The organism is Helicobacter rappini, assembly GCF_900198625.1.
In the GTDB taxonomy this organism is placed as follows: Bacteria; Campylobacterota; Campylobacteria; order Campylobacterales; family Helicobacteraceae; genus Helicobacter_A; species Helicobacter_A rappini.
Map to the genome: position 1 here is coordinate 1 of NZ_FZPK01000055.1, position 15,826 is coordinate 15,826.

Genomic DNA, 15,826 nt, shown 5'->3' on the forward strand with positions numbered 1-15,826 from the left:
TATATGAAGTATTCTTCATCACTCATTTTTGATTCTTTCTTTGCTTGATAGTTTTTATACCAAGAAGTTTTTCTTATAAGTTTTCGTAATCCCATGTGTATCCTTTTGTGTTAATTTGTGGTTTTTTGTGAAGTGTGGGGTATTATAGCATAAAGTTTTGCGTTAATTGTGTTTTGGGATTTTGTAAGTTTTCAACATAATACTAAATGTGTCATGCTAGTTACATGGATAAATGGTTTATGTAACAAGAGATTTTAACATATTTAGAAGACATACTCAATCTTTTACATTAAAAAATAATCGTGCGGTTGTTATGCAAAAAAATTCTATCTTCAAGAGCTAATTTTAACGCACGGGCTAAAACCACCTTTTCTACATCTCGTCCTACTTTTTGCATATCTTGCCATGTGTAGCTGTGGTCAATTTGTATAGTATCTTGCGAGATTATAGGTCCTTCATCAAGTTGATTATTTACAAAATGAGCGGTTGCACCTATGATTTTTACGCCGCGTTCATAGGCTTGTTTATAAGGATTTGCACCGATAAATGCGGGCAAAAATGAATGATGAATGTTAATAATTTGGTTTGGAAAGCTCTCTACAAAACTAGGCGATAAAATACGCATATATTTTGCTAGTATTAAAAAATCTGGATTTAAAGTCTTGCAAAGATCAATGATTTTTGTCTCGTGCTCTTGCCTTGAGATACCCTCTGATTCTATATGATAGTATGGAATCTCAAACTTTTCTACCAAATTTTCTAAACTCGCATGATTGCTAATAACCGCTAAAATATTTGCGTCTAAATCACCGCTATTATGCCGTATGAGTAAATCACCTAAGCAATGATTCTCTTTTGTCGCAAAAATCACTATCGACTTCTTATCCTGTGTGGAAAGTCTCACTTCTGCATCACTAGGTAATGCCGCACACACTTCAGCAAGAAGCATTTTAGAATCTAGCTCACCGCTAATCTCTGTCCGCATAAAAAAAGTATTATGTATCTTATCTACAAATTCATTGTTTTGTTCTATGTTTAGCTGATGTAGTAAAAGAATCGAACTGATTTTAAATACTAAACCTTTAGTATCTTGGCATTTTATAAGCAATGTGTGCTGTTTCATAACTCTTTAGAATCCTTAAAATTAAATTTGTGTAAAATAAAGTCGCTATTTTATCATTTTTGTTGTAAAATAAAGCCTATTTTTTTTAAGGAGAGATATATGAAAATAGTATCAGTTACTAGTAAAGGTTTATGTGCTTTGGCTTTGGCTGCTTTTTTGGTGGCTTGTGGTGGCGATAAACAAGGGCAAGTTACTTCAAATAGCAATGAACCTGCATGGGTGAATAGTATGTCGGCTGCAAAGGAAAAGGCTGGATCAGTAGTAGTGGGAATTGGATCTGCAAAAATTTTAGATGGGAATCTAAACTATGCGGTCAATCAAGCAGCAATGCAAGCGCGTGCTGAAATTGCACAACAAGTTAGTGCAAAGATTCAACAAGCAATTGAAAGTTTGGAGCAAAATGATGGTATGAAAATATCAGCCAATAGTCAGCAAGTAGCAAGACAAAAGGTAGAAGCCGATCTGAAGAAAACAGAAATAGCTGAAAAATGGACTGATAAACAAGCAACACCACCTATGCTATATGTCCTTGTAAAAATGGATGAAAAGATGTTTGAGCAAACGCTAAAAGGTGTTGGACAAGTTTTAAATGTTGATGCAGACCAAGCAAGAAAGCTTTCTGAAACAGTGCAAGAATTGTTGGAGTAGTTTTATATAACTTCTTCTTATATCTTTATATCCGTTGGTATGGTTTTATACTGGCTGGTTGAGTGTCATAGAATCTACTTGCAAGTTTTTTGAAATTCTTACTTGTGGGTTTGATATATTTTTTTGATACATCTTTATGCAATCCTCAACGCATAACTTGTTATCATACTGCATTATTTTAAGAAACGGAGATTTTATATGTATCATGTAGTTTTTTGTGCTAATGACAATTATATTAAATATCTTGCCCCTTTATGTTATAGCATTGTAAAAAATGCAGCAAATAATACTCAATATGATAAGGGTGAGAGTATAAATGTTGCCGAAAATATTACTATGGGGGGGGGGGGCAAACCCCTACCTGATAGTGAAATCATTGTTACTAACATAACAGATAAGATAAACAACACACCCCAAAGTAATAATAAACCCGCAACACAAGACTGGCAAAAGCCATTCTGCTTTCATATATTAACTGATGGTTTAAAACATGAAACACGGCAAAAACTACAAGCTTTTCAAATAGAATTGAATAAAATTTATCCATGCGAATTTCGTGTTTATACGCTATCGGATTCTATATTTCAAGGTTTGCCAAAATTAAATAATAACTATCTTGCATACTTTCGATTAAAAATAGCGAGTTGCTTACCGCAAGATATTAAAACTTGTTTGTATCTCGATGTTGATATGATATGTGTGGCAGATATTAGAGAGATTTTTTATACAGATTTGCAAGGGAAAATATGTGGCGTTGTGTTGGTTCCAGATCATCAACAATATTGTGTGCTAAAAAGAAATAGTGCAATTGGTGATGAGTTTGTGTTTAATGCTTCCACATACTTTAACTCTGGGCTAATGCTTATAGATGTGGAACAATATAGGAAGTATAATGTAGAACAAAAGTGTCTTGAATGGTTTGAGCAATATGTCCCGGTTTTGCTCGACCAAGATGCGTTGAATGCGGTATTGGGTGATCATATTTGTGCTTTGCCATTGGAGTGGAATTTTTTTGTTGAGCTTTTAAAGTATAAGCGACAGGATTTTAAAGGCAAAGATAACAATATTGTGATGAAAATTACATATGAAGAATATATGCAAGTAAAAAATAACATGAAAATCTTGCATTATACAGGGTGGACATTAAAGCCATGGCAACAGCCTTACATAGAAAATGATATGATAAAGACTTGTATTTATAAAAATAAATGGTGGGAAATAGCCCATGATACACCTGTTTTCTATAAGGATATTTATGCTTCATATATGAAAAAGCAAGAAGATATGCTCTATGAATCTATCCTATCTTTACAAAAACATATAAAATCTTTTAAGCTACGAAACAGATTAAAACGATTACAACAATCTTTAAAAAGGCGATGTAAAAAATTATTTCACATTGAAGATTAGCTTATAAAAAATCATAGCCAATCAGCATAACAGAATAACACGAACAATAACTCTATTATAGTGGTGCAAATAAGATCTAAAATTGCAATCTGCATTTTCACATCTCACCCCGGAATGATTTGTAATAAGCTAATCTCTCGTCTCTCAAATAATCGCATAGGCATACCCCACCAGCCCACACCATTGCTAACATAGATTTGCGTATTTTTACCTTTATGCTCCCATGAATGAAGCCCTGATAAAAATGGCTGATCGAGTAAGACCAATAAATGAAATGGGAATATTTGCCCACCATGTGTATGTCCGCTTACTACAAGTCCTATGTCTTCACCTTGCAGTAATTTCAAAACCTTTGGCTGATGGGCGAGTAGTATCGTTGGGTATTGCTTATCTGTATAGGCTAGTGTTTTTTCTAAATCAGGGACTAATACACTATCTTTAAACTTCTCATGTCCTCCCATTAAGTCCGCAATTCCTGCGATATTTAAGCCAAGATTCCGCAAAACCATCGCTTGATTTGTAAGCGTTGTGATACCCAAATCATTGAGTGCTTTTATAATCGTATAAGTATCATAGTAATATTCATGATTGCCTAGCACATAATAGATTCCATATTTTGCTTTGAGATTTGCTAACTCTTTTACAGAATCTTCTACGATATGATAGTAATTATCCACAATATCGCCGCCAAGCAGGATAATATCTGGCATGGTGCTATTAGTCTGCTCTACAATCTTTACGACTGCCTTTTTATCCATTAAGACATCGATGTGCATATCAGTCAAAACGGCAATATTTAGTGGCTTTGTGATACCTTGCAGTGAGACTTGCGTGGTGGTTATCTTTGGCTCTTTTGCGTTTAAATAAAAGCTTAAAAGTGTCAAAGCAATGATGGCACACCAAGCTATTAAAAGGATTGGAATCTGCACCCTTTCAAGCACAAACGCACCAAAAGAAAATCGTATAAACAAAGTCGCAATAAACACAAGCAAAGCGATATTACAACTTATCCAAAACACCCCAAGTGTGCTTGATAAAATCGTATAAAGCATGGAATCAATATGTGTGTGATATAGCTTTAAGAATACAACAATACAAAGGAAATTACAAATTACAATGAGTTTGCCGACATGCCTTATAGCAGGACTTGTAGAAATATTTTTAAACAGCATATAATAAATAAAGATGTGCAGCAGCACAAGTGCAATAAAGAATAAAATGCGGATACTAATCGCCACGAATAACCCTTAATGAAAGAAAAATTTTTGCTATAATTCTAGCATTTTTTTGCAAGGAAAACGCATGAAATTACAAAGTGTTTTATTTGTATGCTTAGGAAATATATGCAGATCACCTTTAGCAGAAGGCATAGCAAAAAGCATGAATGACAGATTTAAATGGAATCTAAAAATAGATTCTTGTGGGACGAGTGCCTTTCATCGTGGAGAGCCACCACACAGGCAATCCATACGCATAGCAAAGGAAAATGGTATTGATATATCTATGCAGAAATCCCGCCCTATTAGCGTTTATGGTGATATGGAGTTTGACCTTATTGTAGCAATGGATTCTAATAATAAAAGGGATATTTTAGCGTTAGGTTTCCCAAAGGAAAAGGTGGTAAAATTAGGCGATTTTGACAATGGAGTTGATGTCCCAGATCCATATTATTGCAATAGTGATGATGGCTTTAGAGAAGTTTATAATTTAATAGAATCTTTACTAGAAAAAATGTTTAGCCATTATGGGTTTTGTGGGAAGTAGATTCTAATGCAACAATCCCACAAAAACACAAAAAAATATTATAATTTTGCTTTCTGTTATGGGCTTAAAAGCTATTGCATAAGATTTAAATAAATTTAAGGTTTGCTATGGATTTTTATCAACTTAGAGTGCATTTTATCGGTATTGGCGGGATTGGTGTGAGTGGATTGGCTAGATTTTTAAAGGCTCAAGGGGCTATTGTAAGTGGTTCGGACATTAAAGACACCTCAATCACACAGACGCTAAGAGATGAGGGTATAGCCATCAACATACCGCATAATAAGGAAGTGATAGCCAATAAAGATTTGATTATCCATTCAGCAATTATTAAAGATTCTAATATCGAGATTATAGAATCTAAAAGGCTAAATAAAGAGATTCTATCTCGCAAGGAAGCCTTAAAGATTCTATTAAGCAAAAAGAGAGTTTTAAGCATTTGTGCGGCTCATGGCAAGTCTAGCACAAGTGCAATATTAGCCGCTATCTTGCCGCATAGCGGGGCGATTATTGGGGCGATTAGCAAAGAGTTTAACTCAAATGTGAGAGTGTCTAAAGATGATTTATTAGTCTTTGAAGCAGATGAGAGTGATAAAAGCTTTCTTAACTCAAATCCATATAAAAGCATAGTGATTAACGCAGAAGCCGAACACCTAGAAAGCTATGATAATGACTTTAAAAAACTACAAGATGCCTATCTCTCTTTTATGCAGCAAGGAAAACATGTCGTGCTAAATATGCAATGTGAGATTTTACAGAATCTTTATGTAAGACTAAAAGATTCTGGCTTTAAATCAAGTGCGATTATCTGCCTTTACCCAGACATTGATATACAAAATATCACTTATGAATTGAAAGATTTACTCCCCTATACGACTTTCACACTCAAAGATTTAGGGCGTTTTAGCATTTATGGGATTGGCTATCATAATGCGTTGAATGCAAGTATAGCGGTTTTAAGTGCAATGGATTTATTACCGCTAGAAGAGATTAAAAGAAATCTTTTAGCATTCAAGGGGATTAAAAAGCGTTTTGATATATTACAGAATCTAAGCGATAACACTCCATGTATTATCGATGACTACGCACATCACCCAACAGAGATTGTCGCCACACTTGAAGCCACGAGAAAATACGCAAAACTTTTAGAAGCACAAAAGGTATTAAAAAAAGATTCTAAAAATAGCTATAAAATCACAGCGATTTTTCAACCGCATAAATACTCGCGTTTGCGTGATAATTTAGAAGCTTTTTGTAAATGCTTTAGAGATTGTGATAGATTAGTCATACTGCCTGTTTGGGCGGCTGGAGAAGAGCCTATTAACTTTGATTTTGCCACACTTTTTAGCGAATATAAGCCCATTTTTGCAAGTAAAATCAAGCGAGATAAAGAGAAAATATTGCTTTTAGATTCTAAAAATTGTGTCATAGAAACATTGAGTGAGGGTATAATCATTGGGCTTGGAGCGGGGGATATTACCTATCAGTTACGCGGAGAGCAGTAGTGTATAAGCAAAAAAGCACAAGATACAACATGGAAAAAGAAAGTATATTAGCCGAGCATGATTTAGCAGATTGTATCGGCACTATGCAAAAACTCTGTGTTGTAAAAAAAACACAACATGGAATCTATTTGGCAAAACCATGCAGAAAAGATAGTCTAGATTCTACGCCACTTAGGCAGACCGCGGAGATTAAAGCACAAAATAACAAGAGATTAGATTCTATAACAAATTGTCATGTTGAGCGAAGCGAAACATCTAATATAGAATCTAGAAAAGATTTTTCACCTTTTTCAAAGGCTCAAAATGACAAGAATGCAGAATCTAAACAGAATTTAAATTCTAATAATTTTGCACCCTTGAACCCTGCACCCACCCAAGTGGTAGATATTCTAGAATCCGCACCAGCAAACCACGCAAACAAAACCACAAATTCTAGCGATTGCTCTATGGCTTTGGAGGCTTTGAGCGAATTGGAGGATAGGAGTTATCTAAGCGATAATGACTATCCCTCCAATTCGCTCAATCGTTCAAATTGCATAGACAAGGGCGAATTTTTACAGAATCTAGACTTGAATAAAATTGTATTACTACCCAACGCCTACACAAATGGCAATGAAGAAATCGGCGACTATATAGAAGTTTTTATCCACACAGATTCTAGCGATAGAATCTTAGCCACGACTAAAAAGCCCTTAGCCATGCTAAACGAGATTGCAAGGCTTGAGATTAGAGATAGTAATAAAGATGGGCTTTTTCTTGATATTGGGCTTGCAAAAGATATCTTCATGCCGACAAAATCTCTTCATCAATACGCAAATCATACGCATATAGTAGTGCGTATCACGCAGGATAAAATGAAAAGGCTAATCGCAAAAAAGGATATAAATCCCCTGCTTAAACCCTGCAAAACGCAGAATCTTTTACATAAAAATGTGAAAATATGGACTATTTCTAGCTCACCTATTGGAATCTTATGCGTAGTTTTACCGCATTATTATCATGGAATGATTTACAGCAATACACTTAGCTATCCACTAAATCTTTATGAAGAATACGAAGCAAAAGTAGTAAAAGTGCGAAATGATGGCAAACTAGATTTAATTATAGCACGAGATATAAATGAAGTATATAATCTCATCGCAAAGCTAAATAGCAAGAATGAGTATTTCATAGTTGATGATAAGTCTGCAAAAATGCTATCCATGAGTAAGAAAGGCGTAAAAAAAGAACTCACAATGCTTTTAAAACAAAAACGAATTGTATTTATACAGCATAAAGGCTATTGTGTTGTAGAATCGCATTTAGCTAAAGAGTTTTTAGATAACATAAATTCAAAAAAGCTAGATTCTATAATCTCAAGCATTAAAGTAAGGGGACGAAATGAAAGATAATGAGAGATTAGAATCTGTGCTTACCGAACAAACGGATACTGCAAAATCTGCAAAAATCACCAAAGAGACAACACAACACAACGCAGATTCTAAAGATGGTAAGATAAAGACTCTAACTCGCGGTGCTAATGACCTATCACTTGGAATCTCAATGATTGTAGCAGTGCTTTTAGGGCTTGGGATAGGCTATCTATTATATAAATGGCTTGGGTATTATTGGCTTATATGGGTGGGGCTTGGCTATGGTGTGGCAGCAGCTATTCTTAATGTAGTAAAAGCGTATAAAAGGCTTTATAAAGACTTAGATTCACTCAAACATGAAGAAAAGTATAAATACATGCAGGATAGAATCTTAGAAAAAAGAGAAAAAGAAGCCATGCAGAGAAAAGAAAAGAAAGATATGTAATGCCAACATTAAAAGTTGTATTCGTTATTGATATATTATATGGGTGTGCAAAATGAAGGTAATGCTTTTTATAATGTTAATTCTATGTTTCAATGCGTGTTCTTATCCCGAGCTAATGCAAAAAGATGAAGGCAAATACAATAAACTGCGTATGCAGAGTGATTGTGAGACAAAAATCTATGATACTTCTGCGCCAAAACACTATTTTGATACATATTATTTTACAAATAATCTCAATGCGATTGAAATAAGAGATTACATTTTTAGCAAAGATACACGGCAGTCAAATGTGTATCACAAGGTTATTCATGGTGATGAAGTGGCAAAGCCTATTAGGGATTCTAGCTATCAGGCATTTTTGAAACAAATAGTTGTAGAATATACAGAAATGAGAGTCGATAAAAAAACTATGATTACAAAGCAAACTTTTACATTTAAGAATAAAAACACACAAAATATCTTAGCCCAAGTGTATGATTATAACAATTATATACAAAAGTTTAAAGTCATTAGAAGTGGCCCTGGTATTTTTCAGCGTTGGAGAACACTTGATGAGATATGTAGGGATATCCGGCGGAGTCCACTCGATTTTAGCATGGCATGCTCGTGTAAAATGGGACGCTTTGAAGAATTGTTAAGTCCAGACTTGCTTCAAATTGTAAAAAGATCATGTAAAAACATGAGTATAAAAGAAAGAAGTGAAGATATTTGGTGTCGATGTTTAGAATCATATAAAAACAATAGTCTCTCACCTGTATATCGCGTGCCAATAGAGTGGGAAAAATAAGGCTAGATAAAATAGTGAGAAGTATAAATGCTATATAGGGACAATGCTAAGAAAAGGATAAACTTGAAAATTTTTAACATGGATTTATGTATCAAATCATAATATTATCCCAACAACTCTAAAACCCCGCGTTTTATAAAAAGCATATAACGACAAATATAATTATCAAATTTTTGTTATAATTTCATCTTTTTATAAAGGAATATCATGCTAACACTTAAACAAGCTATGGCATTACATGCTAATGAGATAGAATCTCTTAAAGAACAAATGATACAAGATATTAAAGCTAAACAAGAACTAAACGCCTATATAGAGACGCCTGAATTAAACGAAAATGATAAAGGCAAGATCCCCATTCTAATAAAAGATAATATTTGCGTAAAAGATTCTAAACTCACTTGTGCGAGTAAGATTTTGCATGGTTATGTATCCCCATATAGTGCGACTGCTGTTACTAAACTACAAGATTCTAATATGTGTGCGTTTGGCAGGGCAAATATGGACGAGTTTGGCATGGGTAGCACGACTGAGAAAAGCTGCTATGGTCGCACGAAAAATCCGTGTGATACAAGTCGTGTGCCGGGCGGGTCTAGCGGTGGGAGTGCCGCAGCAGTCGCCGCTAAGATTGCCATAGCTAGTCTAGGCAGTGATACAGGTGGAAGCATTAGGCAGCCTGCTAGCTATTGCGGTGTGGTGGGCTTAAAGCCAACTTATGGTAGAGTGTCTCGCTATGGACTTGTGGCATATAGCTCAAGTTTAGAGCAGATTGGACCGATTACGCAAAATGTAGAAGATGCAAGCATTTTGCTTGATATTATTAGCGGAGTTTGCAAGAGAGATTCTACAAGTGCAAACCTTGCACCTACAAAGACTTTTGATAAGCTTAATCCCAAAAGGATTCTAAAGATTGCCATACTAGAAGACTTTGTGAAAGAGGCAGATGAAGCGGTGCAGAAAGCCTATTATGACACGATTAAGATTCTAGAAGATATGGGACATAGCATCATAAAAGCACAAATGCTTGATACAGCACATCATATAAGTGCGTATTATATTATCGCTATGGCAGAGGCAAGTGCCAATCTTGCGCGTTTTGATGGTGTGAGATATGGCAGTCGTATAGAAGGGCAGAATTTGCAGGATTTATATTTCAAAACACGCGCACAATTTGGCGATGAAGTGCAAAAACGCATTTTGCTAGGCTCTTTTGTGCTAAGTAGTGGCTATTATGATGCTTACTATCTTAAAGCTCAAAAAGTGCGAGAACTCATTAGACAGCAATATGCAAGTATCTTTAGCGAATGTGATACAATCTTGCTTCCAGTAGCCCCCAATGTCGCCCCAACATTTAATGCTACAAAAAGCTCCCTTGAAATGTATCTAAGCGATATTTACACTATCGGTGTGAATCTTGCAGGACTTCCAGCTATAAGCCTTCCAGTCGTAAAATCGCCTTTACCCATAGGCATGCAATTTATAGGCAGTGCCTTTAGTGAGCAAACAATACTTGATGTTGCCTTTGGACTCGAACAGAATCTAGGGATATAGCATTACTTTTATATAGATTCTAATATTTGCAAGGCATGAAAACTAGTATTAGAATCTTTGTGATTAAAAGATAAAACCATAATATTTTGTTAATAAAACACTACTAAAATTCACACATTTTTAAAATAATAACCCCATAATTTTTAAGGAATATCATGCCTATCATAACGAATAAAACTAGATTCTATAATCTCATGCTTTTATGCTTTCTATGCCTTTATATATTTAGCTTCATAGCTTGCAGTGATAAAGAGAAAAAGCAGCAAGAGATAAAAAAAGATTCTAAGGTTATAGAATCTAAGATAAATAATGAACTCACACTTATAATGGGTGGTGATGCACTTTTGCATACCGCAGTATATAATGACGCAAAATACACATTGCCACAAGAAAAAGATTCTAAAACAAAGCCCATAATTAGCTATGATTTTAGTAAAATGTTTATACACACAGCCCCGCTTATCTCACAATATGACCTAGCTTTTTATAATCAAGAGACAATTCTAGGTGGAAAAGAGCTAGGGCTAAGTAGCTATCCCGCGTTTAACTCACCGCAGGAATTTGGCGATTGCATGATTAATCTAGGATTTAATCTCATCTCACTTGCGAATAACCACACACTAGATCGTGGCGAAAAAGCGATTATAAACTCACGAGAGTATTGGAGTAAAAAGCCTGTGATTGCCGCTGGAAGCTATATAAGTGAAAATGAAAGAAACACAGCAAAAATCTATGAAAAAAATGGCATAACCTACACGCTACTTGCCTACACTTATGGCACAAATGGCATACCTATCCCAAAGAATAAAGAATATTTAGTCAATGTGTATAATAAGGAAATGCTAAAAAAAGACATAGAAAATGTGCGTAATAAGGTGGATTTACTCATGGTCTCAATGCACTGGGGCAATGAGTATGATTTTAAGCCAAATAAAGAGCAAGAAGAGTTTGCACACTATCTCTCAACACTTGGTGTGGATATAATAATCGGTCATCATCCCCATGTCGTGCAGCCTATTGAGTGGATTAATAACACGCTTGTAATCTACTCGCTTGGCAATATGATTTCTGCACAAAAAGGCTTAGAAAAACGCATTGGAATGTTTGCTGGAGTAAAAATCAAAAAAGATTCTAAAAGTAAGAAAATAACCCTGCATGACCCGCATACGCACCTTATCTATACTTATTATGATAAAAATAGAAAGAATTTTAGCATTTATCCTTTTACAAAGCTAAATGAAAAGATTTTGCCAAACTATAAGCAAATCTATAAAGACTATCTAAAGATAGTTACACAAAGAGATATAACAGATTCTATACGCACGACAAGGCTTTAAATATTGCGTGTGAAATATATGTAACATAATCTCTATTTATCATATCGCCACAATGAAATTGTATTGTAACAGCTATCATTACTAACACAAAGCAAAGGAAACACATGCAAGAGCTAGACAGCAAGATTGAAAGGGTTGTGCTATCTGCGATTCTTTTTAGTCCAGATAAGTTTGATGAGATATGTGATAGTCTAGTTGCACAAGATTTTTCACTGCCCTTGCATGTTGAAATGTTTAAGGCATGTGAGAATCTGCATAGAAATGAGACGCCCATTACCCCCGAATTCCTTTGTATAGAAATGCAAAAAAGCATGAAAGTAAGCCTTGATGATATTGCATTGATTGCTGCTGAATCGCCCATTGCAGACATAGATACCTATGTCAAAATGATTAAAAATAGCTCTATTAAAAGAAATCTTTTTTCTCTAGCAAGCCTTATGCGAGATGAGAGTATGAAGCCAGATTCTATCGCACAAAATATCCTTGCAGATATAGAGCAGAAAGTCTATGCCCTAAGCATACAAGATACAAATAATGCGTTTAAAAATGCTTATGAAGTTGTGGAATCTACCATGCGTCTTATTAAAGAGAATCAAGCAAAGCATGGTGCTTTAAAAGGTATAGATACGGGCTTTAGTAAGCTAAATAACGCTACTACAGGCTTTAATGCAGGTGAGTTAATAGTCATTGGTGCAAGACCTGCGATGGGTAAAACTGCCCTAATCCTTAGCATGACCTTAAAGATTCTAAGTAGTCAAAAAGGTGTAGCAATCTTTAGCCTTGAAATGCCAGCAGAGCAGCTTATGACAAGAATGCTTTCGGCAAAAAGCATGGTGCCACTGCAAAATGTGCGTTCAGGTAGTATGGATGATAATGAATTTACAAAGCTTTCAAAATCCGCTCAAGAACTCTGTGAAACACATATCTATATCGATGATAACCCACATTTAAGCCTTGCAGGACTCCGCACAAAGCTAAGGAAGTTAAAGATTAAAGATCCTAGCGTAAGCATTGTTATGATTGATTATCTCCAGCTTATGTCTGGCATGTCAAATGCGAATGCAGCGGCTAGACATGAGATTATCGCTGAGATTAGTCGCGGATTAAAGAATCTTGCCCGTGAGTTAAAAATCCCTATTGTTGCATTATCACAACTTAATCGTGCCTTAGAGCTAAGAGATGATAAACGACCGATTATGTCGGATTTACGCGAGAGTGGATCTATCGAGCAAGATGCTGATGTGATTTTATTTTTATATCGCGATGAGGTGTATAAAGAAAGGGAGTCAAGAAATCGAATCGCAAAGCAGAAAAAGAGTAAAAGCGAAGATTCTAGTGTTGAAATAGAGGAGCAATACAAAGCCCCAGAAGTGCATGAAGCAGAACTCATTCTAGCAAAAAATCGCAATGGCGAAACACGCACAATAAAGATTGAATACAATAGCAAATTTACACTCTTTGTTGATAAAAACGAAGAGAGAGAAATCAAAATGGCAGCACAATCTAACACAGCTCTCATAGGTGATGTGCAAACTATTAATCTTAATGATGGAGTATTGCCTAAATTTTAGGTGTATTTCTGGGACAAATAGTTTTTAATCATTTGGAATCTAACTGCATTTAGCTTTTTGAGTAGGTTAATGTTTTATTTGAATTTGAGTAATTAAACTTAAATTGGTGTATGTGGTGCAAGTGTCAATTTATGAAATCTAAAGGCTTTACTTTTTAGCTGATTGATAATAACAACTTAAAACTACATGTAACACATAGCATATTTTAATATTAGTTATTATCACATAAGGTGCTTTTTAAAAGTTTAAAAGATTCTAAAAAAATATTAAAATAAACATGGCATGTATTTTACAGATTTATTTATCACGCAACAAAAAACAAGAAATAACGATTACTAAGATTAAAGCGGGAGTGTGTATGAATTTTTATGATTATGGTTTATTTGGGTTATTGCTTGTTTGCTTTATATCAAGCTCTCTTTGGCCACTTGGGTCTGAAGCGTTTGTTATCGGTTTTATTGCATTTGATTTTAATCCCTATATTGTGCTAATTGTCGCTAGTATAGGCAATATACTTGGGAGTTTAAGCACCTATTATATTGCATATTTTGGTGGCGATTCTGCTGTGCGAAAGTTTTTCCCAAAATCTTATAAAAGAATAGAATCTTATCGACCCTATGTGCAAAAATATGGCTATCTTTACGCATTTTTTGCATTCCTGCCATTTATTGGGGATATTTTAGTGCTACTTCTTGGGTTGTATAAATATAATCAAATAGCAACTTGGCTTTTTATCACACTTGGTAAAATAAGCCGCTATGCTATCTTAATATATCTTTATATTCAATGGGGTATTACCTAGTGTATAGACTACCACAAATACTTAGCACCGATGGTAAACAAATGCAACTGCCCAAAACCATCATGAGAGACTATAAAGCTTTTTCTATTATCTTTTAGTGCAAGTGAATAAGCCAAACCTAAATCTAGCCTATCATCTAAGAATCTTTTCCTAAAGCCTAAGCCAAACATATACGCATTTGCATCAGGTATGCCAAACTTACCTTGTGGGGCGGGTGTCTCATCATAGGCGATACTTCCCATAATCTTATAAGATTCCCCAAAATATGTATATCCCAAGCGATACGCGCTAGAATCTTTCCAGCCATTTCCATAGGCAACGGCGGAGTAGTCGGCATATCCTAGCATATTTGAAATGTAGTCTAATCCCAAACCAATAAAATTTTTATCACCCTGCATGTTTGAAAACACTTGATTGGTATAGCCAAACTCAAAGATTCTAGCACTATTCCAAAAAGTATATTCCCAAACAAACTCAATTCTATTTCTTCCAAAATCTTGCGATACGGCAACATTTATAATATGCGGTAAATCAGTCATAAGCACCAAGTCCGCATTCATATCCACCGCGCCTTTACCTAAAATACCCGTATCTACACCAGCGACTGCTTGAAGTTTGCCTTTTGCATCTATGGATACTTTTGAGCGATAAGTAGCTGCTATGCTAAAGCTTTTTAGATTCTCATTTGAGAATGTTGCAAAAGGCTTTATTGTTAATGCGGCATTATAACCGACACCAAAACCAGAAGCATTTGAGGTTTGCTGAACATAGCTTGTGCCGGAACTAAGGTTTGGCACATCATAAGGCACATATAAAGAGTTGTTAAATTCACCAAATGAGTATATGCCTCTAACCCCAAGTCCAATAGACACAATATCTTTCCATACAAGAGATACAACGGGATTAAACTCCACCATAGCAATACCCACATCATCTAGGAATCCACCACCCGCACCATCCCAATCCATAGATAAACCAGACGGCGTAGTGAATGAAAAACCAAAATTTGTTTTCATGCCCAATGGCAACTCATATGCACGAGACTTTAAAAAGAATTTTGGGACAGGTTGAAAAGCCCAATTTGCTCTACCATTTACCCTTGCCGGACAATTATTCTTGGGATTAGCACAGCCAATTAGCACAGCACCACCAAGTGCTGAACCACCCTTATCTCTATTTTCCGTATCAAAGCCAAATCCGGGTATGACAAGCAGCTGCCCATCTATCTCAAATTCCCACTTATCACTATCCCTACCTAAACTCATATTTGCAGGATTATAGTAGGTAGAATCTGCTCCATAAGCCCCAGCGATAAACGCTGAATTAAGTGCTGTGCCATTCAAGCTTTGCTCTGTCAAGCGAAAGCCAGAAGCCTGCATAGATTCTATACTCAAAGCCAACCCACAAATAACGCCCACTACTCTTTTATGTCTTAACATACATTCCTCCAAATTTTAATATTTTCCTTAAAAAGAACCAGAAATTATAACATCGTTTTTTTGTAAAGCGCTGCTGTCAAAATAAGCATATTTCC

The 15,826-nt window shown here is 35.3% G+C and carries 14 protein-coding genes; 11 read left to right on the top strand and 3 right to left on the bottom strand.

All coding sequences use genetic code 11. From position 1 onward, the window contains the following. Positions 1–289 precede the first annotated feature (289 nt). Complete coding sequence (purU, locus tag C6H17_RS10070) at positions 290–1,123, bottom strand: formyltetrahydrofolate deformylase (RefSeq protein ID WP_104731428.1); 834 nt, start codon at positions 1,121–1,123, stop codon at positions 290–292. 99 nt (positions 1,124–1,222) lie between these two features. On the opposite strand from purU, the gene C6H17_RS10075 reads away from it, so the two are divergent. Both C6H17_RS10075 and C6H17_RS10080 read left to right on the top strand, forming a co-directional pair. Next, on the top strand, positions 1,223–1,771 hold the full coding sequence (locus C6H17_RS10075; RefSeq protein ID WP_005218510.1) for an LPP20 family lipoprotein: 549 nt from the start codon (positions 1,223–1,225) through the stop codon (positions 1,769–1,771). 198 nt (positions 1,772–1,969) lie between these two features. Beyond that, positions 1,970–3,181 carry a glycosyltransferase family 8 protein gene (locus C6H17_RS10080; RefSeq protein ID WP_104731429.1) on the top strand — a complete coding sequence of 404 codons (1,212 nt, stop codon included), beginning with the start codon at positions 1,970–1,972 and terminating at the stop codon, positions 3,179–3,181. A 104-nt stretch (positions 3,182–3,285) separates the two neighbouring features. Here the strand turns inward: C6H17_RS10080 and C6H17_RS10085 are convergent, their stop codons facing one another. Further along, a complete protein-coding gene (locus C6H17_RS10085; RefSeq protein WP_005218501.1) occupies positions 3,286–4,419 on the bottom strand; it encodes a metallophosphoesterase in 1,134 nt (377 codons plus the stop codon). Positions 4,420–4,483: 64 nt separating this feature from the next. Between C6H17_RS10085 and C6H17_RS10090 the strand changes: the two genes are divergently transcribed. The 9 genes from C6H17_RS10090 (at position 4,484) to C6H17_RS10130 (ending at position 14,292) form a co-directional block, all read left to right on the top strand. Then, positions 4,484–4,945: a low molecular weight protein-tyrosine-phosphatase gene (locus C6H17_RS10090; protein ID WP_020995687.1), complete on the top strand. Its 462-nt coding sequence runs from the start codon at positions 4,484–4,486 to the stop codon at positions 4,943–4,945. Positions 4,946–5,052: 107 nt separating this feature from the next. Beyond that, positions 5,053–6,447 carry a UDP-N-acetylmuramate--L-alanine ligase gene (murC, locus tag C6H17_RS10095; protein WP_005218497.1) on the top strand — a complete coding sequence of 465 codons (1,395 nt, stop codon included), beginning with the start codon at positions 5,053–5,055 and terminating at the stop codon, positions 6,445–6,447. 29 nt (positions 6,448–6,476) lie between these two features. Further along, positions 6,477–7,838, top strand: coding sequence for a S1-like domain-containing RNA-binding protein (locus C6H17_RS13085; RefSeq protein WP_148374296.1), 1,362 nt, complete (start codon positions 6,477–6,479; stop codon positions 7,836–7,838). Next, a complete protein-coding gene (locus C6H17_RS10105) occupies positions 7,828–8,244 on the top strand; it encodes an AtpZ/AtpI family protein (protein WP_005218491.1) in 417 nt (138 codons plus the stop codon). Before C6H17_RS13085 ends, C6H17_RS10105 begins: the two co-directional genes overlap by 11 nt. Positions 8,245–8,317: 73 nt before the next feature. Next, a complete protein-coding gene (locus tag C6H17_RS10110) occupies positions 8,318–9,031 on the top strand; it encodes a hypothetical protein (protein WP_005218490.1) in 714 nt (237 codons plus the stop codon). Positions 9,032–9,238: 207 nt separating this feature from the next. Then, positions 9,239–10,582 carry an Asp-tRNA(Asn)/Glu-tRNA(Gln) amidotransferase subunit GatA gene (gatA, locus tag C6H17_RS10115; RefSeq protein ID WP_005218480.1) on the top strand — a complete coding sequence of 448 codons (1,344 nt, stop codon included), beginning with the start codon at positions 9,239–9,241 and terminating at the stop codon, positions 10,580–10,582. Positions 10,583–10,737: 155 nt separating this feature from the next. Beyond that, entirely contained in the window at positions 10,738–11,919 is a 1,182-nt protein-coding gene (locus C6H17_RS10120; protein ID WP_020995685.1) for a CapA family protein, read from the top strand. 104 nt (positions 11,920–12,023) lie between these two features. Then, positions 12,024–13,490 carry a replicative DNA helicase gene (gene dnaB / locus C6H17_RS10125; protein ID WP_005218474.1) on the top strand — a complete coding sequence of 489 codons (1,467 nt, stop codon included), beginning with the start codon at positions 12,024–12,026 and terminating at the stop codon, positions 13,488–13,490. A gap of 358 nt (positions 13,491–13,848) precedes the next feature. Next, positions 13,849–14,292: a YqaA family protein gene (locus C6H17_RS10130; protein ID WP_005218473.1), complete on the top strand. Its 444-nt coding sequence runs from the start codon at positions 13,849–13,851 to the stop codon at positions 14,290–14,292. Between the two features lie 8 nt (positions 14,293–14,300). Here the strand turns inward: C6H17_RS10130 and C6H17_RS10135 are convergent, their stop codons facing one another. Then, positions 14,301–15,731, bottom strand: coding sequence for an OmpP1/FadL family transporter (locus C6H17_RS10135; protein ID WP_020995684.1), 1,431 nt, complete (start codon positions 15,729–15,731; stop codon positions 14,301–14,303). Between the last annotated feature and the right edge of the window lie 95 nt (positions 15,732–15,826).

Bases quoted from the DNA above. Each gene is read 5' to 3' on its own strand.
- purU (WP_104731428.1), bottom strand. From the start codon at position 1,123: ATGAAACAGCACACATTGCTTATAAAATGCCAAGATACTAAAGGTTTA.
- C6H17_RS10075 (WP_005218510.1), top strand. From the start codon at position 1,223: ATGAAAATAGTATCAGTTACTAGTAAAGGTTTATGTGCTTTGGCTTTG.
- C6H17_RS10080 (WP_104731429.1), top strand. From the start codon at position 1,970: ATGTATCATGTAGTTTTTTGTGCTAATGACAATTATATTAAATATCTT.
- C6H17_RS10090 (WP_020995687.1), top strand. From the start codon at position 4,484: ATGAAATTACAAAGTGTTTTATTTGTATGCTTAGGAAATATATGCAGA.
- murC (WP_005218497.1), top strand. From the start codon at position 5,053: ATGGATTTTTATCAACTTAGAGTGCATTTTATCGGTATTGGCGGGATT.
- C6H17_RS13085 (WP_148374296.1), top strand. From the start codon at position 6,477: ATGGAAAAAGAAAGTATATTAGCCGAGCATGATTTAGCAGATTGTATC.
- C6H17_RS10105 (WP_005218491.1), top strand. From the start codon at position 7,828: ATGAAAGATAATGAGAGATTAGAATCTGTGCTTACCGAACAAACGGAT.
- C6H17_RS10110 (WP_005218490.1), top strand. From the start codon at position 8,318: ATGTTAATTCTATGTTTCAATGCGTGTTCTTATCCCGAGCTAATGCAA.
- gatA (WP_005218480.1), top strand. From the start codon at position 9,239: ATGCTAACACTTAAACAAGCTATGGCATTACATGCTAATGAGATAGAA.
- C6H17_RS10120 (WP_020995685.1), top strand. From the start codon at position 10,738: ATGCCTATCATAACGAATAAAACTAGATTCTATAATCTCATGCTTTTA.
- dnaB (WP_005218474.1), top strand. From the start codon at position 12,024: ATGCAAGAGCTAGACAGCAAGATTGAAAGGGTTGTGCTATCTGCGATT.
- C6H17_RS10130 (WP_005218473.1), top strand. From the start codon at position 13,849: ATGAATTTTTATGATTATGGTTTATTTGGGTTATTGCTTGTTTGCTTT.
- C6H17_RS10135 (WP_020995684.1), bottom strand. From the start codon at position 15,731: ATGTTAAGACATAAAAGAGTAGTGGGCGTTATTTGTGGGTTGGCTTTG.